This window comes from Streptomyces sp. NPDC033174 (genome assembly GCF_055577795.1).
In genome coordinates, this window is sequence record NZ_JBVIPQ010000003.1 from 306,911 (window position 1) to 331,645 (window position 24,735).

Genomic DNA, 24,735 nt, shown 5'->3' on the forward strand with positions numbered 1-24,735 from the left:
GGTTCAGCTCCCGCTTCCCTTGCCGTACCCGTTGAATTCGTTGGTGTAGAGGTCGGACGCCTTGATCCGGTCCTTCTTGATGTCGCCGCGCTCGTCCAGCCAGTCGATCCACAGCTGGAACTCCTTGTCCGTGATCCGGCCGGCCGTCTCGGCGACGCCGTAGGAACGCCAGTACTTGAGAGCCGCCGTGTCCTCGTTGCGCCCACGCTTGTGGACGATGTCGGTCATCCGGGCCACGACGTCCTTCTGCGGAGTCGTGCGGGCCCACTCGATCGCCTTCGCGACACCCGTGACGAAGGTGCGGGCCGTGTCCGGGTTGCGCTTGAGGAAGCGGTCGGTCATGAGATAGGTCCCCGCGCTGAACGCGCCGAGCAGCTGATGATCGGTGAACAGGGGCCTGATGCCGCCCGTCGCGAGGGCCTTGTCGCGCAGGATGCCGCTGAGTACCGCCACGTCGATCTGCTTGCGGCGCAGCGACTGCTCGGTGTTGACCGGGGGCACCACCAGGGACTGGACCTTGTCGATCTCCCCCCGGGACAGACCGTTTCGCTGGAGGTAGAGCGTGAGCATCGCCTCGGCATGGGCACCGAGGGTGTTCATCCCGACCTTCTTGCCGACGAGGTCACGGGCCGTGCGGATCGGGCTGTCCTCCCGTACGTAGTAGCCGCTGAAGGCGTACCGGTCGGAACCGTAGTAGCTGATGACGGCCTTGACGGGAGCCTTGCCGGCGGCCAGTTTGACCACCGCGCCGTTGAACGCGCCGCCGAAGTCCGTCTGGCCGGTGGCCGCGGACTGGATGTCCTGCGGCCCGCTGATCGTGTTGCCGATCCACTCCAGCTTCACGTCTCCGAAGTAGCCGAGGTTCTCGGCCAGTTCGGGAAGCGTGACCTGGCCCGCCCAGCCCTGGTACTTGAGGGTCTTCGTCTGCGCCGAAGGGGAGACGCTTCCCCCCGCTGAGGCCCGGCCGCAGCTCACCGCGGCCGCCGAGACTCCGAGCAGGGTGAGGAAATGGCGTCGGGATGTGCCTGTCAACGTGGACATGGTGGTGGTTCCTTCTCGGGAGGGGCAGGGGGCGCGGAAGCGCTAAGACCGTGGGGGCGGAGTGGGGGCGGAGGGTGAGGGGGGCGGCGTCCGGCTAGGACACGGCGCTGAGGACGGGAGGCGCGGGAAGGGCTCCGACGAAGTCCTCGACCGCGCGGAACAGTTCGTCCTCCACCTCGGCCGGCAGCCGGACCCCGCCGCCCGGCCGGCGCTCGATCGCCGTGTCGAGCAGGAACCGGCCGGCGACGACATGCCGCGCACCGAGCGCGGACAGCACCGGACGGAGGGCGTAGTCGAGGGTGAGGACATGCGCCAGGCTGCCGCCCGTGGCGATCGGCAGCACCGTCTTGCCCGCCAGGCCGGCCTGCGGCAGCAGATCGAGGAACGACTTCAACAGTCCCGTGTACGACGCCTTGTACACCGGCGTGGCGATGATGACGCCGTCGGCCGCCTCGACCCGGCTCAGTGCGTCGTGCAGTGCGGGATGGTCGGTGCGTCCGGCCAGCAGCTCCACCGGGGGAAGGTCCCGTACGGCCAAGTGCTGCGCGTCGAGCCCCGCGCGGGACAGCCGCCGGACGACGTGGTCCAGCAGCAGGGCGGTGCGGGACGTGGCGGCCGGGCTTCCGGATATCGCGACGAGGGTGGTCAACGCGGGCTCCTTCATGGGTCGTTCGTTCTTCGTGGTGCGGGGAAGCGGGGGAGCGGCGAGCCGCGGGGGCCACCCGGAGGTGGCATCCCGGGCGAGCCGGTCTCAGGAGCCGGTGGAGGCCCCCGAGGCGACACCGAACGCGGGTTCCGGCACGGTCTCCGGCGAGAGCAGTTCCGAGGCGCGGCCGTCCACCCCGACCGGCACGTCGCCGTCGACGGTCACGCGGCGCAGCTTGCGCTCGTGGTCGTCGGAGTCGTCCACGCCGTAGTGCTGGGTGGCGCGGTTGTCCCAGATCGCGACGTCACCGGTCTGCCACTGCCAGCGCACGGTGTTCTCCGGGCGCTCGATGTGGGACTGGAAGAGATCCACCAGCGCGCGGGAGTCGGCGCCGGACAGACCGCTGACGCGCTGCACGAAGTTGCCCAGCAGGAGGGCGCGTTCGTCGGTCTCCGGGTGGACGCGCACCACCGGGTGCTCGGTGCGGAACGCGGTGGACGTGAAGACCTCGCGGTAGTGGGCGACTGCCTCCGGCAGGGCGTCGGGGCGCAGCGCCACATAGTCGTACTCGTTGGAGTGCACGGCACGCAGGGCGTCGGCCAGGGTCCGCAGCGGCTGGGGAAGGTGTTCGTAGGCCGCGGCGGTGTTGGCCCACAGGGTGTCGCCGCCGTAGGGCGGGACGGTCACGGCGCGCAGCACGGAGAACGCGGGATATGCGGGCACGAAGGTGACGTCCGTGTGCCACTCGTTGGCCCGTACGCCGTGCTCCGAGTCGATGCCGAGCGAGTAACGCCCGTCCGCCGAGGGAACCGTGGGGTGGGCGACGGGGGTCCCCAGCAGCCGGGCGAACGCCTCGTGGCTGTCCTCGTCGAGGTGGTCCTGCCCCTGGAAGAAGACGACCTTGTGCTTCAGCAGCGCGGCGCGAAGGGCGGCCACGGTGTCGGCAGGGAGGTCGCCGCCGAGCCGGACGCCGGAGATCACGGCGCCGATCCGCCCCCCGATCCGCCGCACCGCCGGGCCGGTGCCGACGGATGCCTCGGTGGGGGCACGGTCGGCCGTCTCCTGCTCGGTGCGGACATGGTCGGTGGTCGAGAGCGTCGATGTCATGATGCTGGTCCTTTCGGCCGGCCTCCCGGCGGCCCGGCGCGTGGGCAACGGGACGGCGAGGAGGCGGCGCTCGTGAGCACGGCGGGATTTCATGTCGCAGCGGAAGTGATGCGTCCCGAGGTCACCCCGGGAGCCGGAGCGGTGACGGGCCCGGACGGGCAGGGCGTGCGTCAGGCGTACGGCAGCGCTGTACAGCGGCTCGTACACGCCTCCGGCGCGAGAGGCCGGTACCGGTCGTGGAGCCGCGCGGCGGAATCGCTCGTCACGGACATGGCCCGGAGCGTGGCAGTGTCCCGCCACCACGGTCAAGGCCGGTCCAACGCCTGTCGAGCAGGGGTTACCGGGGTGGATCGGGGGTGGCGAGGCGCACCTCGCAACACCGCCGCTGGGCCCTCGACACCGCCTGCGAACTGCGGCTTTCGACAGCCGTACGGTCATGCGCACCGATCGTTTCGAGCCATCGGCGGCTCCCCGCCCGGGCACCGGCGATTTCACGCCACCGAAACGTCCCGGCCATGGCACGTCATGGGGAGGAAGGAAGCCCGTGACACTCCGCCGACCCGGCCCTCGCGGGAGGGGCGACAGCCGGTGCGAGGCCGACCCGGCCCATGTCATCCGCACGCTCTGCGCACCGTCCTCGAACGGCGGCGGCCCGGCGACGACCCCTCGCCGCGCGCCAAAGGCGCCAGTGGCGTGCCGCAGCCACGCCCTTGTCGCTCCGGGAAGTTCGCCGGACAGTACCGGCATGGCGAACGTTGTGCTGGTGGGCACCCTGGACACCAAAGGGCTGGAGTACGGATGGCTGCGGGAGCGGTTGCTGCGGCGCGGCGTCCGCGTCCTGGTCGTCGACGCGGGGGTGATCGGCACGCCGCGGATACCCGCCGACGTGACGCGGGCCGAGGTGGCCCGCGCCGCCGGAGCCGACCTGGAGCGCTTACGGGCCGAGGGCGACCGGGGCGCGGCCGTGACGGCGATGGCCCGGGGCGCCGCCGAGACCGTGCTGCGCCTGCACCGGGAGGGCCGGCTGCACGGCGTTCTGGCGCTGGGCGGCAGCGGCGGCACCTCCATCGCGACCCGTGCGATGCGGGAACTGCCGCTCGGACTGCCGAAGGTGATGGTCTCCTCGATGGCCTCCGGTGACGTCTCGGCCTACGTCGGCTCCAGCGACATCACCATGATGTACAGCGTGGTCGACATCGCCGGAATCAATCGACTGTCGGCACCCGTCCTCGCCAACGCCGCCAACGCCGTCGCGGGGATGGCGAAGGGCTTTGCCGCCACGGCCCGCACACCCCGCCCGGCGAAACAGAGCGGCCCCGAGCGGCCATTGATCGCAGCCAGCATGGCGGGAGTGACGACACCCGGCGTCGACGCGGCCCGCGAGCGGATGACGGACCACGGGTACGAGGTCCTCGTCTTCCACGCCAGCGGCGCCGGCGGCCGCACCCTCGAAGCGCTCGCCGGGCAGGGGCTGTTCGCCGGCGTACTGGACCTGACCCTCAGCGAGCTCGCCGACGACCTCTGCGGCGGCATCCTCACCGCCGGGCCCGACCGGCTCCTCGCAGCCGGGCGCCGGGGTCTCCCGCAGGTCGTGAGCCCCGGCGCGCTGGACATGGTGAAGTTCGGTCCCGCCGACACCGTGCCCGTCCGGGTCCGTGACCGTCAGCCGCGCGTGCACAACCCCTCCATCACCGTCGTCCGCACCACGGCGAAGGAGTGCGCGGAGCTCGGCAGGCGCGTCGCGGCGAAGCTCCTGACCGCCATCGGACCAGCCGCCGTGTGCCTGCCCCTGCGCGGGCTTTCCACGCTGGGCGCGCCCGGCGGCCCGTACCACGACCCGGTCGCGGACGAGGCGCTGTTCACCGCCGTACGGGAGGGCCTGCGGGGCAGCGGCGTCGAGGTGGTCGAGATCGACACGCACATCAACGACCCCTCGTTCGGCCGCGCCGCTTCGGATCTGCTGCACCGGATGATCACCGGTCGATCACCGGTGGCGGACACCGGCAGGGCGCAGCGCAGAGGCCATGAGTGACCCGCTCCGGGGCGGGTACCCGCTCTTCGAGGCGCCGCCCGCGGAGTGACCCGAGGAACGCGGCCCCGCACGCGGCATGAACCGAGGAGATGTCGGCCGTGGACACGGTGACACACACAGAGCCGATGGAGCGTCAGATTCCGGAGCGGGAGCGTGTACGCACCTGCCGTCCGGCGATCGTGAGGAAGGGCGAGGGGCCCGGTGGTCCGCCCGAGGCGAACACCGAGGGGAACATCGTCCGCAGCGACGACTAGAAGTACAGCGGCGAGGAGGGGAACCCCAGCCCACGACCGGTGCGGCACCGGGGCGTCGCGCAGGACGCCCCCGCCGTACGCTCGCGGCCCGGTGAGGCCCGGCAGGGAGCCCTGCCGGGCCGCGAGGCTCTCAGTACGCGGCAACGGGCACCCGAGCCCCCGCACACGCGCGTGCGACCCGCGGGCGGGCGGGGGGCCCGTCCGGTGACCGTCAGGACCGGCTCACACGCGAACCCTCAGTCCCCGAGGGCCCGCGTGTAACGGATTCCCGGTCGGCCGTCCAGCACGATCTCGCCGACGGGCACGAACCCGGTCCTGGCCAGCACCGTCTGCGAACCGGGGTTGTCGGTCGTCGTCTCGGCCGTCAGCGTGCGCAGACCGTAGTCGGCGGCCGCCACCGCGCACACCTGACGCACCGCACGCGTGGCCAGCCCCCGGCCCGCGGCACTCTTGGCGATCCGGTACCCCAGCTCGGCCGAACCCGCTTCGACGTCGACCAGGTTGACCCGCCCGAGGATCTCGCCCTCGCTGTCCACCAGTACGTGGAAGTGACACACCCCGGCCTCCTGCTCCGCGAGCAGTGCGGCGTGCCGCTCGTCGAACGACGCGAAGTAGTCGTCCCCGCGGTCCGGAACCGACTCGGCGAAGTAGGCGCGGTTCGCCCGCTCGAAGGCGAGAAGAGCCGGGGCGTGGTCGGGACGGAGACGCTGAAGTTCAGGCATGGGGCCACCCTACGTACTGGGTGCCGCGCGGGACCGGTCACTGAGGAAGATCGGCCAGCCGTCGGCGGTCGAGAGGGGAGGCACGGCGGTCGAGGCGTTCCTCGAGGAGGTGGCGGGCGGTGTCGCTGTGACCCGCCTCCACCAGCGCGTACAGCAGGGTCTCCTCGACGATCTCGCGCTGTGCCGCGCTTCCGCCCACCCGCCGCAGCGTCGGCAGCAGCGCGCGCAGCCCCTGGACGGCGGTGGCCCACTGCTCTTCCAGTACGGCTTCGAGGGCATGGCAGAGCGGGACGACGACGTCCTGTTGCACGGCGTCGGCCCGGGCCGCGTGGGCGCGCAGGCGGCGCAGCGCCGGAAGGTCACCGGCCGCGGTGAGCGCGACGGCGCTGTGCAGGGCGGTGAACGCCGTCGCGGGCCGCTCGACCAGATCGCGGGCCACCGCGTCGAGGACACCCTCCACGGGCATCCGGCCCGTCCAGCTCTGGCAGATCCGCGCCCGCCACAGCAGCGAACCCGAGTCCACCAGCGCCCGCACACCATTGACCTGGCGCGGGGCGAGCTGCGCGAACCAGCGCCGGCGCACCGCCGCGGGATCGTCGAGGGCGAGTTCGTGCAGGGCGACGTGCCAGGAGAAGTGGGCGCGGTGGACCGCGCCGCGGCCGTGGCCGGTGATCCAGCCGTCGAGCCAGTCCCTGCCCACGTGGTGCCGGCCCGACTCGTAGTGGACATGGGCGAGCGCGTGGACGGCGTGACCGGAAGCGGGTTCGCAGGCCAGCGCCTGCTGTGCGAGCGCGCCCGCCTCGTCGACGCGGCCCTGCTCCTGGCGCAGGAAGGCCAGCAGGGAGGTGTGGAACCAGTGGCCTTCGTACGCGGGCGCCGTGCGCTCGACCAGCCGCTGCGCGAGCCGCCCGTCGAGATCGCCCACACCGGAGAAGGCGATGGTGGGCACCGCGGTACTGAGCGCGAGCGCGTCGCCGGGGAAGCGGTCGAGGTGTCCGACGAGCGCCTTGTCCCCGTCCCCGCCATTGCCGCCCGGGGCGTGGATCCGGCGGGTGACGACGTCCACGAAGGAGCGCTCACGCTCGTCGCCGCGTTCGGCGGCGCTGCGCTGGGCGTCGGCCAGCGCCCGGGGCACGTCGACGTCCGCGCCGCACTCGTGGCCCAGCAGGGCGAGGGCGGCGTGCCCGAGGGCGAAGCCGGGGTCGAGTTCGGTGGCCCGCGTGAACGCGTCGGCCGCCTTCGCCCGTACGGTGACGACCCGGGCGAGGCCGGTGCGGAACGAGGCCGCGGCCGCCGCGTGCGTGGACAGCGGCAGCCCGAACTGGTCCGTGGGGCGGCGGCGGGCGGTGCGGGGAGCGCCGGCGAGCGGGGCGAGGACCGCTTCGGCCACGGCCCTGGCCTGTGCCCGGATCTCCGGGATCGCGGTCGTCTCCCACAGTTCGCCCCGGCGGGGCGCACCCAGCGTGAACAGCGGCCGCTCGGCGCGCCCGCGGGCGTCGAGGAGCCGGCCGCCGTCGGTGGCGACGCCGATGCCCAGCGGACCCGGCACGGCGAGACCGTCGGCGAGCAGCCCGCTCCACAGAGGGTCGCCGCCGGAGTCGGTGCGCAGCCCGGGCCCGGTGCAGTCCACCACCCAGCCGACGCGCAGTTCCCGGCCGTCGGCGAGGGACACGGCGAGTCGGCCGTCGTCGAGGGGCCGGGCCGAGGCGACGCGGCCGGCGTGCACCCGCAGCCGGCGGGCGGACCGTGCCCGGCTCACGGCCTCGGAGGTGGCGGGCGCCATCCGGTGCCGGTGCACGTTCCACAGCGTGGCGTCCCGGCCCAGGAACTCGGTGCGTTCGTCGTCGCTGAGGCCCTGCCACAGCCTGGCGATGTGGGGCCGCAGTCCGTCGAGCGCGGGGCGCCAGTCACCGTGGTCGCGCACGGCGGCGGCCAGGTGCCGCCGCAGGACCGCACGGAGACGGGGGAGCGGCAGGTCCGTCAGGCCGGGCGGCGGGGGTACGGGCGGCAGCGGGGCGACCGCGTGGGGCTGCGGTACGAGCCCGCTGCGGGAGAGCGCGTGCACCGTGCGGCCGGGCCGGTCGAGGACGAGCGCCAGGTCGACGGCGGTGAGTCCGGTGCCGACCAGCAGGACGTCGTCGGCGTCCGGTACTCCGTCGAGCGCGCCCGGCGCCCAGGGCCGGGCGATGAACCGGTCGCTCGTACGCAGCTCCGCCGGTGCCCAGGCAGCGGTGCCGGCCGCCGGGCCGGTGGCGAGGACCACGCTGTCCGCCGTGACCTGCCCGCCGTCGGCGAGACCCAGGGCCGTCCGCCCGTCGGCCGTGGGCGCGCAGCTCGTCGCCATGGTGCGCAGCCGCCGCACGGCGACGGTGCCGTGGGCCGTGATGATGGCGCGCCCGAGAGTGTCGGCGAGGTAGGAACCGAAGCGGTACCGGGAGGCGAAGTCGGCCGCGGTGACCGTGGACTCGCCGTGGCGGCAGAGCCAGCGCTGGAAGTGACCGGGGTCGTCCGGGTAGCAACTCATCCCGCCGACCGGCACATTGAGCCGGTGCGCCGGGACCTCGGTGGAGTACGCCGTACCGCGTCCGGCCTCCGCCGCCGGATCGATCAGTACGAGATCGAGCGGGGTGCGGCGTCGCGCCGCCGTCTCGCAGAGCTGGACGGCGACCAGGGCGCCGGCCGCCCCCACGCCGACGACTGCGACGGTTGTACGGGGTTGAGGGGGCACCACGGCTACCTCCGGTTCGGGAGCGGGCGTTGCAGGTGAAGTTCACTATGTCGATGAACAATGTGAACGGACAATGCCGTTCTCGGACACCCCGATTCGGCCACCCGGCCCATGCCGTGGCCGTCCCCTCCTGGCCGTCCGCCCCGGATCCGTCCCTCGGCGACCCGGCCGCCCTCGCGCCACCCGTGAGACATTGAGGCCGTGAGGATCTCAGCGAGAACGGACTACGCCGTCCGGGCCATGGCCGAGCTGGCCTGCTCTTCGGACCGGCCGCTCAAGGCGGAGGACATCGCGGGCCGCCAGGACATCCCGGTCCGCTTTCTCTTCGTCGTCCTCAGTGAGTTGCGCCAGGCGCGGCTCGTGAGGAGCGTGCGCGGCCCCGACGGCGGCTACGCCCTGACCCGGCCGCCGGCGGAGATCACCCTCGCTGATGTCATCCGGGCGATGGACGGCCCTCTGGTCAGCGTGCGCGACCTGAAGCTGACGGGCCTCGAGTACCAGGGAGCGGCGGCGCCGATGCCGGATGTGTGGCGTGCCGTGCGGGCGAGTCTGCGTCACGTTCTCGAAGGCACCACATTGGCGGATCTGGCGTCGGGGCATCTTCCCGATCTGGTCAGGGAGCGGGCCCGCGAGTACAACGACGACGTCCGAACCTATCCCTCGCATCCGCCCCAGCAGTGAAACACCTTCGCCATGCGGTCATGTTTCCCTCCCGGGGCATCGGGCTTCTTTCCCCCGGAGACCGGGCGAATGCGACGTCCCGCTCCCGGCGCCCAATCTGCACACCGAATACGCAGGCGGCACACCGTCTCCCAAGGGCAGGGTCGACGACGGTCGTTGACCGGGCGAGGTCATGGCCCCTCTGCGCCGGAATGTCTTATTCCAGATCAGGGGCGTGCCCGTGCCGCGGAGTCGAGTCGGGTGATCGTGTGAAGAAGCTGGCACCCTCCTATGAACGCGTGTGCACACGAAGGTAATTCGGGGGCCGGGATGTGCCCGTGGAAGGAGTTGCCCGACTGGCTGCGCAATGCGCTGACGTGCTTTGATCCAGCGCACCGCGGAAATCCCGGCAAGGACGGGCAACGCCTGTCCGGCAAGGGAGTTCGCGGCTATTTCGTCATATCCATGTGAAGGGAAACTCACATCATGAACTTCATCCCCCAGGTTGAGACCCAGGAAATCTCCGACAGCGACCTGGACAACGTGTCCGGCGGTCTCCTCGGTGGCGTCGTCGGCCACACGACCGCCGCGGCCGACGGCATCGTCCCGCTGGCCGGCCCGCTGGCCGCCACCGCCATCGGCACCGTCGAGGGCGTCACCGGCCTCAACACCGCGCCGATCGCGGGCCTCGCTACCGCCACGGTTGCCGGCGTCTGAGTCGCTCGGGTGCCGCCCCGCGGCACCTGTCGAGTGGTGATCGCGGCCCGTCGGCGACCCCTCCTTGCCGACAAGGCAGCCGCGTCGTGTGCCCCGGAACCGTCCTGGTCCGGGGCACACGCCCCCCACCGCCTCCCTCGTGGAGGCCCAAGCGATCCATCTTTCATGGCAGTTGAGGGAAGAGTGTCGTGCAGTTCCGCCAACAGGCCCTTTCCAAACTGCAGTCCCCGGAGGACCTCGATCTTCCGGTGCGCTTCGCCCGCCCCCAGGGCTGGCTCGTTCTCACCGTCACGGTCCTCGTCATGATCGCCGCTTCGGCGTGGGCGGTCACCGGGACCGTGGCTTCCACCCTCTCCGCACCCGGCGTCCTCACTCACGCGCAGGGCAGCTACGTCCTGCAGAGCCCCGTGGCCGGGCAGGTCGTCGAGGTACTGGCCAAGGAGGGCGAGCGGGTGTCCGCAGGCATGCCGCTGCTGAAAGTCCGTACGGACAGGGGCAACGCCGTCGTCCGCACCATCGCTGCGGGCCGCCTGACGGCTCTGGTCGCCGGGATCGGCACCGTGGTCACCACCGGAGCGGAAGTCGCGGCCGTGGAAAGGATCGACGACGCCGACGACCCCCTGATGGCCGTGCTCTACGTGCCGGGCGACAGCGGGGCGACCGTGCCCGTGGGCGCGGCGGTCGACCTCACCGTGCAGTCGGTGGCGTCGCGGCAGTACGGAGTGCTGCGCGGGCGGGTCAAGGCCGTCGGCCGCGCCGCCGAGTCCCGCCGGCGCATCACGGACTTCCTGGGCAGCGGTGAGCTCGGTGAGCAGTTCTCACGGCAGGGCCGGCCCGTCGCGATCCTCGTCCGGCTGGAGGCCTCGCCGCGCACGAAGTCCGGGTACGTGTGGTCGTCCGTCGACGGGCCGCCGTACACCGTCGACTCCATGACCCCGGTCAGCGGCGCCGTACGCCTCGCCGAGCAGCACCCGATCGATTGGCTGCTTCCATGACCACACCGCAGCGCCAACTGCCCCCGGCCACCCGGGGAAGGCATCGCCCGGAGAACGCCCCCAGCCCCCGCCGGGCGGCCCGGGGGCGGCCCGCCCGTACCCCGGCGGCCAAGAAGCCCAGGGCCGTGCGCACCCCCACGACCCTCCAGATGGAGGCCGTGGAGTGCGGCGCCGCCGCCCTCGCCATGGTGCTCGCCCACTACGGCAGGCACGTACCGCTGGAGGAACTGCGGATCGCCTGCGGTGTCTCCCGCGACGGGTCGCGCGCGAGCAATGTCCTGAAGGCGGCGCGCGCCTACGGCCTGCAGGCCAAGGGAATGCAGATGGAACCGGCGGCGCTCGCCGAGGTGCGGCCGCCGGCCATCCTCTTCTGGGAGTTCAACCACTACGTCGTCTACGACGGCATGGGGCGCAAGCTCGGGCGCCGAGGTGTGCACATCAACGACCCCGACAAGGGCCGCCGCTTCGTCACCACGGAGGACTTCGACACCAGCTTCACCGGCGTCGCGCTGGTCTTCGAGCCCACCGCGTCCTTCCGGCCGGGCGGCCGCAAGCCGGGAGTGCTGCGCGCCATCCCCGCGCGCCTGCGGGGGACCACCGGGACCCTGCTCGCCACGCTCCTCGCCAGCCTCCTGCTCGTCGCCGTCGGCGCCGCGCTGCCGGCGCTCAGCCGCACGTACATCGACCTGTTCCTGATCGGCCGGCAGACCTCGCTGCTCGGGCCGCTCTTCGCCTCGATGGCCGCGCTCCTGGCCCTCACCGCCGTACTGACCGGGCTCCAGCAGGCGAACCTGCTGCGCGGACGGATCATCTCGTCCACCCTCAGCAGCGCGCGGTTCCTGCGCCACCTGATGAGGCTGCCCGTCACCTTCTTCGCCCAGCGGAGCCCGGCCGACCTGGTGCAGCGCCTCCAGTCCAACGACACCGTGGCCGAGACACTGGCACGCGACCTGGCCGCCGCGGGTGTGGACGGGGTCGTGGTGCTCCTCTACGCCGTGCTGCTGTGGACGTACGATCCGCAGCTGACCGTCGTCGGGGTGCTGATCGCCCTCCTCAACGTGGTGGCGATGCGCGTCGTGATCCGGCTGCGTGCCACCGGCACCCAGAAGCTGCGCGCGGACAGCGCCCGGCTGACCAACACGTCGTACACCGGCCTGCTGCTGATCGAGACGATGAAGGCCACCGGCGGCGAGAACGGCTTCTTCCGGCGCTGGGCCGGACAGCACGCCACCACGCTGGAGGAGCAGCAGAGGCTGGGCGTGCCGAGCGCCGTCCTGGCCGTGGTCGCCCCCACCCTCGCGACGGTCAACAGCGCCCTGATCCTCTGGATCGGCGGTCTGCGGGCCGTCGAGGGGCACATCTCCATCGGTCTGCTCGTGGCCTTCCAGGCCCTGGTGACCCGCTTCACCGCCCCGATCACCCGGCTCAACGGTGTGGCGGGCAGGATCCAGGACTTCGCCGCGGACGTGGCCCGTCTCAAGGACGTCGAGAGTTTCCCCGTCGACACGCTGTACGGACGCCCCCAACCCGACGCGGGCACCCGCAGGCTCAAGGGCCATGTGACCCTCGACAACATCACCTTCGGCTACAGCCCCCTGGACAAGCCGCTGCTCAGCGGCTTCTCCCTGACGGTCGGGCCGGGCCGGCAGATCGCGCTCGTCGGCGGGTCCGGCAGCGGCAAGTCCACGGTGTCACGGCTGATCTCCGGTCTCTACAGCCCCTGGGAAGGAACGATCCGCATCGACGGGCAGCGGCTGGAGGACATTCCCCGCAGCGCGCTGGCCGCCTCCGTCTCCTTCGTCGACCAGGACGTCTTCCTCTTCGAGGGCACGGTCCGCGACAACGTGGCGCTGTGGGACCCGTCCATCCCCGACGAGGCCGTCGTCGCCGCCCTCCAGGACGCCGCACTCCTCGACGTGATCGAGCGACGGCCCGAGGGCATCCACAGCAGGGTCGAGCAGGACGGCCGCAACTTCTCCGGCGGGCAGCGGCAGCGGCTGGAGATCGCGCGGGCGCTGGTGCGGTGGCCGAGCATCCTGGTCCTCGACGAGGTCACGAGCGCCCTGGACGCCGAGACCGAGCGCCTCATCATCGACAATCTGCGGCGGCGCGGCTGCGCGTGCGTCGTCATCGCCCACCGGCTGACCACGGTCCGCGACAGCGACGAGATCCTGGTCCTCGACCACGGCACGGTCGTCGAACGCGGCCGGCACGAGGAACTGATCGCCGCGGCCGGGCCGTACGCCGACCTGGTCAAGGAGCATTGACGTGTCCTCCGTACACCCTTCCGCGGTCGTCGCGCAGGTCGCAGCCGACGTGGTGACCGAGGCCCTCGGCGGTCTCGGCACGCCCGTCGAATGCGAGGGGCTGCGCAGCCTGTCGCTGGAGGGGCCGCACGTGCTGTGGCTCGTGACGGGCGGGACCCTGGACCTCTTCGCCGTGGACGCGGCGCAGCAGGGCGCGTGGCACTTCCTGGGCCGCCTGGAGACGGGCGCGCTGCTCCTCGGACCGGTCGAGGGACCTCAGCACACCCTGGTGGCCAGGCCCTCGCAGGACTGCCTGCTGCGGCGGATCGCCCTGCGGGAGCTGTACCGGCCCGAGTACGACGAGTACTCCGCGTACGGCGGCGCGTACCAGGACCCCTACGCCGGGCAGTACACGGGCCAGTACGCCACCCCGTACGGGGGCGGGCACGAAGCGGCGTACACCGTCCCGCCGACCCCGCTGGAGCACGCCTTCGCGCTCGGCGTCGGACGGGGCCTCGGGGTCCTGTTCGAGGCGCCCATGGACGGCAGGCCCGCTGGTGAGGAGTTCGTCGCCGACGACGACGTGCTCTGGATGGACGTGCCGTCGGGCAGTGTCCAGTACGGCGCGTCCGTCAGCGCCGAGGCGGCCGCCGACCTGCTGGTCGACGGCGCCATGTGGCAGGGGATGGTGAACCGGCAGCACCGCCTGTTGTCCGCCGTGGACCGCTGGGTCGAGCGCCTCGAACGCGCCCACGAGGACCGTACGGCCGAGGGCCTCAAGGCCGGCGCGGCCGTCCGGGCCCGCGCGGACGCCGCGTTGCTCGCCTCCATCGGCGGGCCCGACCGGTCCCGCCGGGGCGGCGGGGAGCGGGACCGGGACGCCGACGACGCGACCTACGCCGTCTGCCGTCAGGTGGCCGGGGCCGCCGGCATCACGCTCTGCGAGCCCCCGAGGAGCGGCGCCGTGGACGACCGGGTGAGCCCGGTCGAGCGCATCGCGCTCAGCTCCCGGATCCGCACCCGGGACGTCAGGCTCGACGGGCGCTGGTGGCGCACCGATTCCGGGCCGCTGGTGGGCCACCGGGCCGCCTCCGGAGCGCCGGTCGCCCTGCTGTGGCGCCGTGGGCGGTACGAGGCGGTGAACCCGTCCACCGGCCGGCGGACGCGCGTCGGCAAGGACAACGCGCAGGAGTTCGAGCCGCGAGCGGTGATGTTCTACCGGCCGCTGCCCGAGGGTCCCATGACCGCCCGGCGGCTGCTCCGCTTCAGCCTCCGCGGCACCGGCGCCGACCTGCGCAATCTTCTCCTCGGCACGCTGGTGACGGTCGGTCTCGGCGGGCTGGTGCCGATCGCCACCGGGCAGATCCTGGGCGTCTACGTACCGAACGCCGAGAGCGGTCTCATCGTCCAGGTCTCCCTTGCCGTCATGATCACGAGCGTGGTCACCGCCGCGTTCAGCCTGCTGCAGAACCTCACCATCCTGCGGATGGAGGGCCGCGTCGAGAGCGCGCTGCAACCCGCCGTGTGGGACCGGCTGCTGAGGCTGCCCACGGCGTTCTTCGCCCAGCGGTCCACCGGCGAGCTGGCGAGCGCCGCGCTCGGGATCGGCGCCGTCCGCAGGGTACTGTCGGGCCTCGGCCCCGTGGTCGTCCAGGCGTGCACGGTCGGAGCGATGAACGTCGTCCTGCTGTTCTGGTACAGCGTGCAGCTGGCCCTCGTGGCGATCGGCCTGCTGCTCGCCTTCGGGGCGGTGTTCCTGGGGATGGGCCTGTGGCAGCTGCGCTGGCAGCGACGGCTGGTGGAGCTCGCCAACAAACTCAACAACCAGGCCTTCCAGACCCTGCGCGGGCTGCCCAAACTGCGGGTCGCCGCGGCGGAGAGCTTCGCCTACGCCGCCTGGGCCCGCGAATTCGCCCGCTCGCGCGAACTGCAGCAGCGGGCCGGCCGCATCAGGAACCTCACGACGGTCCTCGACGCGCTCTGTCTGCCGCTCTGTTCGCTCCTGATGTTCATGCTGTTGGCGGGTCCGGCCAACGGGTCGATGTCCGCGGGCGCGTTCCTGACCTTCAGCACGGCCATGACCATGGTGCTGACCTCCGTCACCCAACTCACCGGGGCCCTGGTCTCCGCCGCCGCCGTCATGCCCATGTTCGAGCAGATCAAGCCGGTCCTCGACGAGGCGCCGGAGGTCCGCGGCTCCGGCGCGCAGCCGGGCGCGCTGTCCGGGTCCGTCGAGGCCCGGAAAGTCTCCTTCCGGTACAGCGAGGAGGGCCCGCTGGTCCTCGACGACGTGTCGCTCCAGGTCCGGCCGGGGGAGTTCGTGGCCGTCGTCGGCCCCAGCGGCTGCGGCAAGTCGACGCTGCTGCGGCTGCTCATCGGATTCGACCGGCCGGTCTCGGGCAGCGTGCTGTATGACGGCCAGGACCTCTCGGCGCTCGACCAGGCGGCCGTGCGCCGTCAGTGCGGGGTCGTCCTGCAGAACGCGCAGCCGCTGACCGGATCGATTCTGGACTGCATCTGCGGCGACGGGACCTTCACCCAGGACGAGGTGTGGGCGGCGGCCGAGATGGCAGGTCTGGCCGACGACATCAGGCGGATGCCGATGCAGCTGCACACCATGATCGCGGGAGGTGGCGCCGTCTCGGGCGGCCAGCGCCAGCGCCTGATGATCGCCCAGGCCCTGGTCCGGCGCCCCCGCATCCTCTTCTTCGACGAGGCGACCAGCGCACTGGACAACGAGACCCAGCGCGTCGTGATCGACAGCACGCGCGGGCTCAACGCGACCCGTGTGGTGATCGCGCACCGGCTGTCCACGGTCATGGACGCCGACCGGGTCCTGGTCATGGCGGACGGCCGGATCGTCGAGCAGGGGCCGCCGGCCGCCCTGCTCTCCGACCCCGCGGGCCGTCTTCACGAGCTGATGCGACGGCAGATGGAAGGCTGACCCGTCCGCAGTTGGTCCAGACCTATTGACGGATGGTCTGGACCACAGGGACGCTGAACTCCTTGGAGAGAGACGGGAGTTCACCATGGTCGTTCCAGGATGGGTTCGGACGTTACGGCGGCTCGGCGTGGGCGTTGCGGTCGCCTGCGTCGTCGCGCTGCTGACCGCCGCGCTTCCCGGCGCCCCTCGCGCCACTGCCGCCGCCAACGAGCCCAGGGCCGACGTCTGTGCCGTCAAGTCGCGGCCCTCGGGCAAGGTGCTCCAGGGCTACTGGGAGAACTGGGACGGCGCCTCGAACGGCGTCCACCCGCCGTTCGGCTGGACCCCGATCACCGACAGCCGCATCCGGGAACACGGCTACAACGTCGTCAACGCCGCCTTCCCGGTGATCCGTTCGGACGGCACCGTCCTGTGGGAGGACGGCATGGACTCCACCGTGAAGGTGCCGACCCCGGCCGAGATGTGCCAGGCCAAGGCCTCCGGGCTGACGCTGCTGATGTCCATCGGCGGCGCCGCGGCGGGCATCGACCTCAGCTCCCGCGCCGTCGCCGACCGCTTCGTCGCGACCGTCGTGCCCCTCCTCAAGAAGTACAACTTCGACGGCATCGACATCGACATCGAGACCGGTCTCGTCGGCAGCGGGTCCATCGCGCAGCTCTCCACCTCGCAGGCCAACCTGGTGCGCATCATCGACGGCGTACTCGCCCAGATGCCGGCGAACTTCGGCCTGACGATGGCTCCCGAGACGGCCTACGTCACCGGCGGCAGCGTGGCCTACGGCTCGATCTGGGGCGCGTACCTGCCCATCGTCAAGAAGTACGCGGACAACGGCCGGCTCTGGTGGCTCAACATGCAGTACTACAACGGCAGCATGTACGGCTGCTCCGGCGACGCGTACGAGGCCGGCACGGTGGCCGGGTTCACCGCGCAGACCGATTGCCTCAACCGGGGACTCGTGGTGCAGGGCACCACGATCAAGGTCCCCTACGACAAGCAGGTTCCCGGCCTTCCGGCGCAACCGGGCGCCGGGGGCGGCCATATGGCCCCGAGCCTGGTCGCGCAGGCCTGGAACACCTACCGCAACGGCCTCAAGGGGCTCATGACCTGGTCCCTCAACTGGGACGGGTCCAGGAACTGGACCTTCGGCGACAACGTCAAGGCGCTCCAGGGCCGCTGAGAGCGGACGCCGACCGCCCCCCTCGCGTGCCTATGATCAACACGACGGCACGCGAGGGTGAGGGCGAACGGCCATGAAGGACGAACGAGTTCTCCTCGTCACGGGCGGGGGAACGGGCATCGGAGCGGCCACCGCCCGGCTCCTGCGGGAGGGCGGACACCAGGTCGTCGTCTCGGGGCGCCGGGAGGAACCGCTGCGGCGCCTCGCCGAGGAGACCGGGGCGCTGGCCCACACCTCCGACATCGGCGACCCGGACGCCGTGCGCGACCTGGTGGACACGGCCGTGAGCGCGTACGGCCGGCTGGACGGTGTCGTCCTCAACGCGGGCGTGGGGCGCGGCGGCGGCGTGGGGGAGATGGCGCTCGAGGACTGGGAGCTGGTGATGCGGACCAATCTCACCGGTCCCTTCCATCTCCTTCGCGCCGCGCTCCCGCACCTCCTGGCGGCACGTGGGTCGGTCGTCGCCGTCGCCTCCGTGTCCGCCCTGCGCAATGGCGTCGGCAACGCCGCCTACGCGACGTCCAAGGCCGCGCTGCTCCAGCTGTGCCGCTCCCTCGCCGTCGACTACGGCGGCCGGGGCCTGCGCGCGAACACCGTGTGCCCCAGCTGGATCCGTACGGAGATGGCCGACCGGCGCATGGCGCGCTTCGCCGAGGAGGCGGGACTCGGGGACGCCGGAGTGGAGGGCGGCGGCCTCGACGCCGCGTACGAGGAGGCGACGCGGTTGATTCCGCAGGGCCGGGCCGGCGAGCCGCGCGAGGTCGCCGAGGCCATCGCCTGGCTGCTGTCGCCCGCCGCGTCCTTCGTCAACGGCGCGGTGCTCACGGTCGACGGCGGGGTGACGGCACTGGACCCCGGCACCGTCGCGTTCGACTTCCACCTGGAACCGCGAACCGCCCGCTCCTGAACTCCCGCGGCGAAAAAGGCCACAGCTCGTACCCTTGCGGTCCGATAAGATCACCGCAATGCCCGGACGTAGCGCAGAGGCAGGCGCACCGCCATGGCATGGCGGGGGACGCCGGTTCGAATCCGGCCGTCCGGGCAGTTCGGGGGCGAGGTCCCGTAGCGCAGAGGCAGGCGCGCCGCCTTCTCAGGGCGGGTACGCCGGTTCGAATCCGGCCGGGACCACCGCGCGGAGCGACGGGACGGGGCAGTGGAGCACATCAGCGAGGAAGAGCTCGCGGCCTTCGACCGCACGGTCGGCAAGCTGCGTGCGCTGCCCGTCGACGACCCGAGACGGCTGCGCGCCGAGCGCGTCGCCGGATCCTTCGCCCGCGACGGGCGGCTGCGCCGGCGCAGGACCCGCAACGACACACGTGCCAGGGCCGACGCGGCCGTGGTGGCGGCCACCGCCACCGGGGCGCTCACCCGGCGCGAGGACGCGCCGCTGGCCGAGGCCGGCCGTGGCGGAGTCTACGAACGTCCCAGACGCTGCTATGTCTGCAAGACCTTCTACCGCCAGGCCGACGCCTTCTACCACCTGCTCTGCCCCGCCTGCGCAGCCGACAACACCACACGGCGGAGCATGACCACGGACCTCTCCGGCCGCCGGGCGCTCCTCACCGGTGGCCGGGTGAAGATCGGCTTCCAGCTGGCGCTGATGATGCTCAGGGACGGCGCGGAACTCCTCGTCACGAGCCGCTTCCCGCACGACACCCTCAGCCGCTTCCGGGCCGCGCCCGGCAGCGAGAAGTGGCTCGACCGGCTCACCGTCGTCGCCGTCGACCTGCGGGACCCCCGGCAGGTGCTGGGGCTGTGCGAACGGCTCCGCGAGGAGGGCGAGCCGCTGGACATCCTCGTCAACAACGCAGCCCAGACCGTCCGCCGCCCGCCCGAGTCCTACGCCGTGCTCGCCGCCGGCGAGCGTGCGGCGCTGCCCGTCCGGACCTGGAGCGCACCCGGCTACGCGCCGATGCGGACCCTGGCCGGCTCCGCCGCCGGGGGAGCCCTCGCACTCGTGCTGTCCGGTCCCGGAGCGGGAGCCGGCGCCGACGTCGCACCCGGCGTCGACGAGGCGGGACTGCTCCCGGACACCGCGCCCGTCAACTCCTGGTCGGCGCAGATCGGCGAGCTGGACCCGGCCGAGCTCCTGGAGACCCAGCTCGTCAACGCGCTGGCCCCGGCCCTCCTCGTCGACCGGCTCCTGCCGCTGCTGCTCGCCTCGCCCCGCACCCGTCGTTACATCGTGAACGTGACCGCGGTGGAGGGCCGGTTCGAGGTACGGCACAAGATGGCGGGCCATCCGCACACCAACATGGCGAAGGCCGCCCTCAACATGCTCACCCGCACCAGCGGCCCCGAACTGGCCGCCCACGGCGTGCACATGTGCAGCGTCGACACCGGCTGGATCACCGACGAGAACCCGCTGCCCAAGAAGGAGCGGATCGCCGACCAGGGCTTCCGTACGCCGCTGGACATCATCGACGGCGCGGCCCGGGTGTACGACCCGATCGTCCGGGGCGAGGCCGGAGAGCCCCTGGCGGGCGTCTTCCTCAAGGACTACCGGGAAGCGGCATGGTGAGAGAATCGCACGGCGCCGCAGGGGCCGCCGAAGGAGCGTCCGCGGTGGATCCGGGCCACGCCCCCGACGCGCCGTTCGCGGGGGTACCCCGCGTCCTGCCGCGTTCGATCGCCGAACTCGCGCCCCTCATCGCCTGGTTGAGAGACGGCCGGGAAGCGCGTCGGCGGCTGGACTTTCCCTCCGGGACCGCGATGCCCGACGGGCGGCTCGATCTGTGCAAACAGGCGCTCGGCCCCGAGGGCGCCACGCTGATCGCCGACGCCCTGCGGGACAGCGCCGAGCGCGGCGACGGCACACGGGGCGGCCCCTCTCCGGTACGGCATCTTCTGCTCGGCACCGACGGACTGGGCGACGAGGGTGCCGCCGCCGTCGCCCGCAGGACCGTGGGCGCCGGCGTGGAGACGCTCTACCTGGGCTGCAACGGCATCACCGCCGGCGGTTTCTGCCGGATCGCCGACGATCTGCGGGCCTCCGAGCACGTCGTCACCGGAGTGTGGCTCAAGCGCAATCCGCTGGGTACGGGCGCCGGCCGGGCCGCCGCCGACCTCATCGAGGCCGCCTCCTCCCTGCGCACCCTCGACCTCGTCCAGACCGGGCTCGACCCGGCAGGCCTCGTCGTTCTCACCGAAGCGCTGCTGACGGCGGCCGCGGCCGGCCGGCGCCTGGAGCGGGTCTTCGTCGGAGGCAACCCGCTCGGCCCCGCCGGAGCCGTTCCGCTGGCCGCGCTGCTCGCCGCCGGAGCCGTCGGCGAGCTGTACGCGCCGGCCGCCCGGCTCGGGGACCGGGGTGCGCTGCTGCTGGCCGACGCCCTGGAACGGGCACCGCACGGGAGCACGGACAGGCTCTCCGTGGCCGCCAACGGCATCGGCCCCCGGGCCGCCGCGCGGCTGGTGGCCGCCGCGGTGGGCGCCGGCGTGGAGCTGCTGGACCTGGGCCGGGTCCGGGCCGCCCGTACCCTCGGCGCCGACGACAACCGCCTGGACCTCGACGCGGCCGGGGCCATCGGCGCGGCCCTCGCGGAGCGCGACCACCGGCTCACCCATCTGGTGCTCGCCCACACGGGGATGGGCAGCCGTGAGGCCCACCTCCTTCTCGACGCTGCGCCGCGCGCCACCACCCCCACCCGTTTCGTCCTCGGCAAGGGGATCGCGACGAGCGTCCGCCGTCGGCTGGACGCCTTCAGCGAGCGGCTGCCGCTGCCCGCGGTGGCCGCCGACGTCGCCGCCGTACGGAGTGTCCACCGCACCGCCCCGCCGGAGAACCGGCGGCATTAGGATCACGGGCAAGGGCGGGGCCGTAGCGCAGAGGCAGACGCGCCGGTCTCCAGAACCGGAACACGCTGGTTCGATTCCAGCCGCCCCGCCCCCTTCTGCCCGCGCCCTCTCCCCGGCGCCCCTTCTTCCTGGGCCCCTCCTCCTGGCCCCTCCTCCTGGCCCCTCCTCCTGGCCCCGCCCTCGCGACCCCTTTTCCCGGCCCCTTGCTGTCGGCAGACCACCCGTCGGCGACGGCTCGGCGTGCGACCCGCCCGACCAGGACGGACGATGAACTCGACGAGAACGAGTGGAGCCGCCGAGATCCAGGAAGGTGCCATGCCGGGCACGGACGACGCACTGGTCGTGCTGAAGAACGTCGACAAGCACTTCGGCGCGCTCCATGTGCTGCAGGCCATCGATCTGACCATCGGCCGAGGCGAGGTCGTCGTCGTCATCGGTCCCTCGGGCTCGGGCAAGTCGACGCTGTGCCGCGCCATCAACCGCCTGGAGTCCATCGACTCGGGCGAGATCGTCATCGACGGCAAGCCGCTCCCGGCCGAGGGCCGGGAACTGGCCGGGCTGCGGGCCGACGTCGGCATGGTCTTCCAGTCCTTCAACCTGTTCGCCCACAAGACCGTGCTGCAGAACGTGACGCTGGGCCAGATCAAGGTCCGTAAGAAGGACAAGAAGGCCGCCGAGGAACGGGCGCGCGCACTTCTGGAGCGGGTGGGGGTCGCCTCGCAGGCGGACAAGTACCCCGCGCAGCTCTCGGGCGGACAGCAGCAGCGCGTGGCGATCGCCCGTGCCCTGGCCATGGAACCGAAGGTGATGCTGTTCGACGAGCCGACCTCGGCGCTCGACCCGGAGATGATCAACGAGGTCCTGGAGGTCATGCAGCAGCTCGCCCGCGACGGCATGACGATGGTCGTCGTCACGCACGAGATGGGCTTCGCCCGTTCGGCCGCGAACCGGGTGGTGTTCATGTCGGACGGCAGGATCGTGGAGGAGACCACACCCGACGAGTTCTTCAGCAACCCGCGCAGCGACCGGGCCAAGGACTTCCTGTCGAAGATCCTTCACCACTGAGCCGCACTGGGCCTTACTGAGTACCGCTGAGTCCCGCCCGTCGGGATACCGCCCGACGAGAAGTACCGCCCCGAGAGACACCCCACCCCCCACAGAAATCCTCAGGGATGATCACCATGAACCCACGCAAGGCAGCCGCCGCGGCCGCCACCCTGCTCGCGCTGTCCCTGGCCGCCACCGCGTGCGGGTCCGACGACAGCAGTGACACGGCAAGTGATACCGACAAGGTCACCATCGGTATCAAGTTCGATCAGCCCGGCATCGGTCTGAAGACGCCGGACGGCAAGTACACGGGCTTCGACGTCGACGTGGCGACCTACATCGCCAAGGAACTCGGCCACGAGCCCGGCGACATCGTCTGGAAGGAAGCCAAGAGCGCCGACCGCGAGACGCTGCTCCAGCGCGGTGACGTCGACTTCATCGCGGCGTCCTACTCGATCAACCCGGAGCGGCAGAAGAAGGTCGACTTCGCCGGCCCCTACCTCCTGGCACACCAGGACGTACTGGTCCGTTCGGACGACAACTCCATCACCAAGCCCTCCGACCTGAACAACAAGAAGCTGTGCTCGGTCACCGGGTCCACCTCCGCGCAGAACGTCAAGACGAAGCTCGCGCCCAAGGCGCAGCTGCAGGAGTACGGCGGCTACTCCGAGTGCCTGACGGGTCTGGAGAACAAGGTCATCGACGCCGTCACCACCGACGACTCGATCCTCGCGGGCTACGCCGCGCAGGAGCAGTTCAAGGGCAAGTTCAAGCTCGGCGGCTTCAAGATGAGCAACGAGAACTACGGCATCGGGGTCCAGAAGGGCAGCGACCTCAAGGCGAAGATCAACACCGCCCTGACGAAGATGGTCGACGACGGCTCCTGGGACGCGTACGTGAAGAAGAACTTCGGCCCGGCCAACTACAAGAACGAGCCCGCGCCCAAGATCGGCGTCATCGTCAGCTGACCCGGGCGTCCGAGCGGCGCGCCGCCCACTCGGGGCGGCGCCCCGCCCTGTCGCCCCCGCGGAAATGAGGGAGATCGTGTTCGACTTCCTTGAGGGGTACGACCTGCTGGGGGCCTTCTGGGTGACGGTGCAGCTCACCGTCTTCTCCGCGATCGGGGCCCTGATCTGGGGGACCCTCCTGGCCGCGATGCGTGTCAGCCCCGTCCCACTGATGCGCGGCTTCGGCACGGCCTACGTGAACGTGGTCCGCAACATCCCTCTGACGGTGATCATCGTCTTCACCTCTCTGGGACTGTTCCAGACGCTCGGCGTGAGCCTCGGAGCGAAGGACTTCACCACCGTCAACTTCCGGCTCGCCGTGCTCGGCATGATGGCCTACACGGCGGCGTTCGTCTGCGAGGCCCTGCGCTCGGGCATCAACACCGTGCCGGTCGGCCAGACGGAGGCCGCACGGGCCATCGGCCTCAGCTTTCCCCAGGTGCTGACCCTCATCGTCCTGCCCCAGGCCTTCCGCTCCGTGGTGGGACCGCTGGCGAACGTTCTCATCGCGCTCACCAAGAACACCACCGTGGCCGCGGCGATCGGCGTCGCCGAGGCGGCGGCGCTCATGCGCGAAATGATCGAGAACGAAGCGCAGCTGATCCTCATCTCCGTTATCTTCGCGGTCGGCTTCATCTGCCTCACCCTGCCCACCGGTCTGATCCTCGGCTGGGTGAGCAAGAAGGTGGCGGTGAGGCGATGAGCACGGTCCTCTACGACCTCCCCGGCCCCCGCGCCCGGCGGCGCAACGTCCTGTTCACCGTGGTCTTCCTGGTCGCGCTCGCCGGCCTGATCTGGTGGGTCGTCGTGAGCCTCGCCGACAAGAACCAGCTCGAATGGTCCAAGTGGGCGCCGTTCTTCACCGACACCCGCACCTGGACCACGTACATCCTCCCGGCGCTGAAGAACACCCTCATCGGCGCCGCCCTCTCCATGGTCATCGCCCTGCCCCTGGGCGCGCTGTTCGGCATCGCCCGGCTGTCCGACCACTGGTGGGTGCGGGGTGTGGCCGGCATCGTCGTGGAGTTCTTCCGCGCCATCCCCGTACTGATCCTGATGCTCTTCGCCAACGCGGCGTACTCCGAGTTCACCGATGTCAGCCCCGACAACCGGCCGCTCTACGCGGTGGTCACCGGTCTCGTCCTCTACAACGCCTCCGTCCTGGCCGAGGTCGTGCGCGCCGGAATCCTGTCCCTGCCGCGGGGCCAGACCGACGCGGCCAAGGCGATCGGTATGCGCAAGGGCCAGACCATGTCGTACGTCCTGCTGCCACAGTCGGTCACCGCCATGCTGCCGGCGCTCGTCAGCCAATTGGTCGTCATCGTGAAGGACACCGCGCTCGGCGGCGCGATGCTCGGATTCTCCGAGCTCCTCGCGTCCGTACGCCCCATGAGCGCGAACTACGGCGCCAACACCATCGCCAGCTTCACCGTCGTCGCCGTGATCTTCGTGGTGCTGAACTTCGCGCTCACCACCTTCGCGAGCTGGCTGGAGCGCAGACTGCGGCGCGGCAAGAAGTCGACCGGCGCCGTCGTCGGGGTCGACGCGGTGGAGGAGCTCGCCACGCCGGGCGAGCACGTCGGCCCGGCCGACGGAAAGAAGTAGCCCCGGCGCCCG

20 protein-coding genes and 3 tRNA genes are annotated in these 24,735 nt (G+C 71.7%); 18 read left to right on the plus strand and 5 right to left on the minus strand.

The annotated features are described in order from the left end of the window. Positions 1 to 3 precede the first annotated feature (3 nt). From ACZ5VC_RS11550 to ACZ5VC_RS11560, 3 genes are all read right to left on the minus strand, one after another. Entirely contained in the window at positions 4 to 1,041 is a 1,038-nt protein-coding gene (locus ACZ5VC_RS11550) for an ABC transporter substrate-binding protein (protein ID WP_469119859.1), read from the minus strand. Positions 1,042 to 1,135: 94 nt separating this feature from the next. After that, a complete protein-coding gene (ssuE, locus tag ACZ5VC_RS11555; RefSeq protein WP_469119860.1) occupies positions 1,136 to 1,690 on the minus strand; it encodes an NADPH-dependent FMN reductase in 555 nt (184 codons plus the stop codon). A 102-nt stretch (positions 1,691 to 1,792) separates the two neighbouring features. Beyond that, positions 1,793 to 2,794 (minus strand): TauD/TfdA dioxygenase family protein, encoded by a 1,002-nt coding sequence (locus tag ACZ5VC_RS11560; RefSeq protein WP_469119861.1) that lies wholly within the window; start codon positions 2,792 to 2,794, stop codon positions 1,793 to 1,795. Between the two features lie 745 nt (positions 2,795 to 3,539). Here ACZ5VC_RS11560 and ACZ5VC_RS11565 point away from each other — a divergent pair. Continuing rightward, a complete protein-coding gene (locus tag ACZ5VC_RS11565; RefSeq protein WP_469119862.1) occupies positions 3,540 to 4,826 on the plus strand; it encodes a Tm-1-like ATP-binding domain-containing protein in 1,287 nt (428 codons plus the stop codon). A 98-nt stretch (positions 4,827 to 4,924) separates the two neighbouring features. Further along, positions 4,925 to 5,080 (plus strand): hypothetical protein, encoded by a 156-nt coding sequence (locus ACZ5VC_RS11570; RefSeq protein ID WP_469119863.1) that lies wholly within the window; start codon positions 4,925 to 4,927, stop codon positions 5,078 to 5,080. A gap of 236 nt (positions 5,081 to 5,316) precedes the next feature. On the opposite strand, the gene ACZ5VC_RS11575 is transcribed toward ACZ5VC_RS11570, so the two are convergent. After that, positions 5,317 to 5,802 carry a GNAT family N-acetyltransferase gene (locus ACZ5VC_RS11575; protein WP_469119864.1) on the minus strand — a complete coding sequence of 162 codons (486 nt, stop codon included), beginning with the start codon at positions 5,800 to 5,802 and terminating at the stop codon, positions 5,317 to 5,319. A gap of 37 nt (positions 5,803 to 5,839) precedes the next feature. Continuing rightward, the gene (locus ACZ5VC_RS11580) at positions 5,840 to 8,533 is read right to left on the minus strand and encodes an FAD/NAD(P)-binding protein (RefSeq protein WP_469119865.1); all 2,694 of its coding nucleotides are present in this window, start codon (positions 8,531 to 8,533) and stop codon (positions 5,840 to 5,842) included. A 198-nt stretch (positions 8,534 to 8,731) separates the two neighbouring features. Between ACZ5VC_RS11580 and ACZ5VC_RS11585 the strand changes: the two genes are divergently transcribed. The 16 genes from ACZ5VC_RS11585 (at position 8,732) to ACZ5VC_RS11660 (ending at position 24,723) form a co-directional block, all read left to right on the plus strand. Continuing rightward, a complete protein-coding gene (locus ACZ5VC_RS11585) occupies positions 8,732 to 9,211 on the plus strand; it encodes an RrF2 family transcriptional regulator (protein ID WP_469119866.1) in 480 nt (159 codons plus the stop codon). Positions 9,212 to 9,676: 465 nt separating this feature from the next. Then, positions 9,677 to 9,907, plus strand: a complete 231-nt coding sequence (locus ACZ5VC_RS11590; RefSeq protein WP_469119867.1) for a type A2 lantipeptide — start codon at positions 9,677 to 9,679, stop codon at positions 9,905 to 9,907. A 188-nt stretch (positions 9,908 to 10,095) separates the two neighbouring features. Then, positions 10,096 to 10,902, plus strand: coding sequence for a biotin/lipoyl-containing protein (locus ACZ5VC_RS11595; protein ID WP_469119868.1), 807 nt, complete (start codon positions 10,096 to 10,098; stop codon positions 10,900 to 10,902). Beyond that, a complete protein-coding gene (locus ACZ5VC_RS11600; protein WP_469119869.1) occupies positions 10,899 to 13,169 on the plus strand; it encodes an NHLP family bacteriocin export ABC transporter peptidase/permease/ATPase subunit in 2,271 nt (756 codons plus the stop codon). The genes ACZ5VC_RS11595 and ACZ5VC_RS11600 overlap by 4 nt, the downstream gene beginning before the upstream one ends. Before the next feature lies 1 nt (position 13,170). Continuing rightward, positions 13,171 to 16,092 carry an NHLP bacteriocin export ABC transporter permease/ATPase subunit gene (locus tag ACZ5VC_RS11605; RefSeq protein ID WP_469119870.1) on the plus strand — a complete coding sequence of 974 codons (2,922 nt, stop codon included), beginning with the start codon at positions 13,171 to 13,173 and terminating at the stop codon, positions 16,090 to 16,092. A gap of 85 nt (positions 16,093 to 16,177) precedes the next feature. Then, positions 16,178 to 17,269 (plus strand): chitinase, encoded by a 1,092-nt coding sequence (locus ACZ5VC_RS11610; RefSeq protein WP_469119871.1) that lies wholly within the window; start codon positions 16,178 to 16,180, stop codon positions 17,267 to 17,269. A gap of 73 nt (positions 17,270 to 17,342) precedes the next feature. Then, complete coding sequence (locus ACZ5VC_RS11615) at positions 17,343 to 18,176, plus strand: SDR family NAD(P)-dependent oxidoreductase (protein WP_469119872.1); 834 nt, start codon at positions 17,343 to 17,345, stop codon at positions 18,174 to 18,176. A 62-nt stretch (positions 18,177 to 18,238) separates the two neighbouring features. Further along, positions 18,239 to 18,311 (plus strand) — tRNA-Ala (locus ACZ5VC_RS11620). 14 nt (positions 18,312 to 18,325) lie between these two features. Further along, positions 18,326 to 18,397: transfer RNA gene (locus tag ACZ5VC_RS11625), tRNA-Glu, on the plus strand. 34 nt (positions 18,398 to 18,431) lie between these two features. Continuing rightward, positions 18,432 to 19,790, plus strand: coding sequence for an SDR family NAD(P)-dependent oxidoreductase (locus ACZ5VC_RS11630; RefSeq protein ID WP_469120210.1), 1,359 nt, complete (start codon positions 18,432 to 18,434; stop codon positions 19,788 to 19,790). A 44-nt stretch (positions 19,791 to 19,834) separates the two neighbouring features. Next, a complete protein-coding gene (locus ACZ5VC_RS11635) occupies positions 19,835 to 21,064 on the plus strand; it encodes a leucine-rich repeat domain-containing protein (RefSeq protein WP_469119873.1) in 1,230 nt (409 codons plus the stop codon). 14 nt (positions 21,065 to 21,078) lie between these two features. Continuing rightward, positions 21,079 to 21,154, plus strand: a tRNA-Trp gene (locus tag ACZ5VC_RS11640). 225 nt (positions 21,155 to 21,379) lie between these two features. After that, positions 21,380 to 22,129, plus strand: a complete 750-nt coding sequence (locus tag ACZ5VC_RS11645) for an amino acid ABC transporter ATP-binding protein (RefSeq protein ID WP_469120211.1) — start codon at positions 21,380 to 21,382, stop codon at positions 22,127 to 22,129. A 116-nt stretch (positions 22,130 to 22,245) separates the two neighbouring features. Continuing rightward, on the plus strand, positions 22,246 to 23,079 hold the full coding sequence (locus tag ACZ5VC_RS11650) for a glutamate ABC transporter substrate-binding protein (RefSeq protein WP_469119874.1): 834 nt from the start codon (positions 22,246 to 22,248) through the stop codon (positions 23,077 to 23,079). Positions 23,080 to 23,155: 76 nt separating this feature from the next. Next, entirely contained in the window at positions 23,156 to 23,821 is a 666-nt protein-coding gene (locus tag ACZ5VC_RS11655) for an amino acid ABC transporter permease (RefSeq protein WP_469119875.1), read from the plus strand. Further along, positions 23,818 to 24,723 carry an amino acid ABC transporter permease gene (locus ACZ5VC_RS11660; RefSeq protein ID WP_469119876.1) on the plus strand — a complete coding sequence of 302 codons (906 nt, stop codon included), beginning with the start codon at positions 23,818 to 23,820 and terminating at the stop codon, positions 24,721 to 24,723. Before ACZ5VC_RS11655 ends, ACZ5VC_RS11660 begins: the two co-directional genes overlap by 4 nt. The last annotated feature ends 12 nt before the right edge of the window (positions 24,724 to 24,735 follow it).

Coding starts and splice junctions, on each gene's coding strand:
- ACZ5VC_RS11550 (WP_469119859.1), bottom strand. CDS start 1,041: ATGTCCACGTTGACAGGCACATCCCGACGCCATTTCCTCACCCTGCTC.
- ACZ5VC_RS11560 (WP_469119861.1), bottom strand. CDS start 2,794: ATGACATCGACGCTCTCGACCACCGACCATGTCCGCACCGAGCAGGAG.
- ACZ5VC_RS11565 (WP_469119862.1), top strand. CDS start 3,540: ATGGCGAACGTTGTGCTGGTGGGCACCCTGGACACCAAAGGGCTGGAG.
- ACZ5VC_RS11575 (WP_469119864.1), bottom strand. CDS start 5,802: ATGCCTGAACTTCAGCGTCTCCGTCCCGACCACGCCCCGGCTCTTCTC.
- ACZ5VC_RS11590 (WP_469119867.1), top strand. CDS start 9,677: ATGAACTTCATCCCCCAGGTTGAGACCCAGGAAATCTCCGACAGCGAC.
- ACZ5VC_RS11600 (WP_469119869.1), top strand. CDS start 10,899: ATGACCACACCGCAGCGCCAACTGCCCCCGGCCACCCGGGGAAGGCAT.
- ACZ5VC_RS11610 (WP_469119871.1), top strand. CDS start 16,178: ATGGTCGTTCCAGGATGGGTTCGGACGTTACGGCGGCTCGGCGTGGGC.
- ACZ5VC_RS11615 (WP_469119872.1), top strand. CDS start 17,343: ATGAAGGACGAACGAGTTCTCCTCGTCACGGGCGGGGGAACGGGCATC.
- ACZ5VC_RS11645 (WP_469120211.1), top strand. CDS start 21,380: ATGCCGGGCACGGACGACGCACTGGTCGTGCTGAAGAACGTCGACAAG.
- ACZ5VC_RS11650 (WP_469119874.1), top strand. CDS start 22,246: ATGAACCCACGCAAGGCAGCCGCCGCGGCCGCCACCCTGCTCGCGCTG.
- ACZ5VC_RS11660 (WP_469119876.1), top strand. CDS start 23,818: ATGAGCACGGTCCTCTACGACCTCCCCGGCCCCCGCGCCCGGCGGCGC.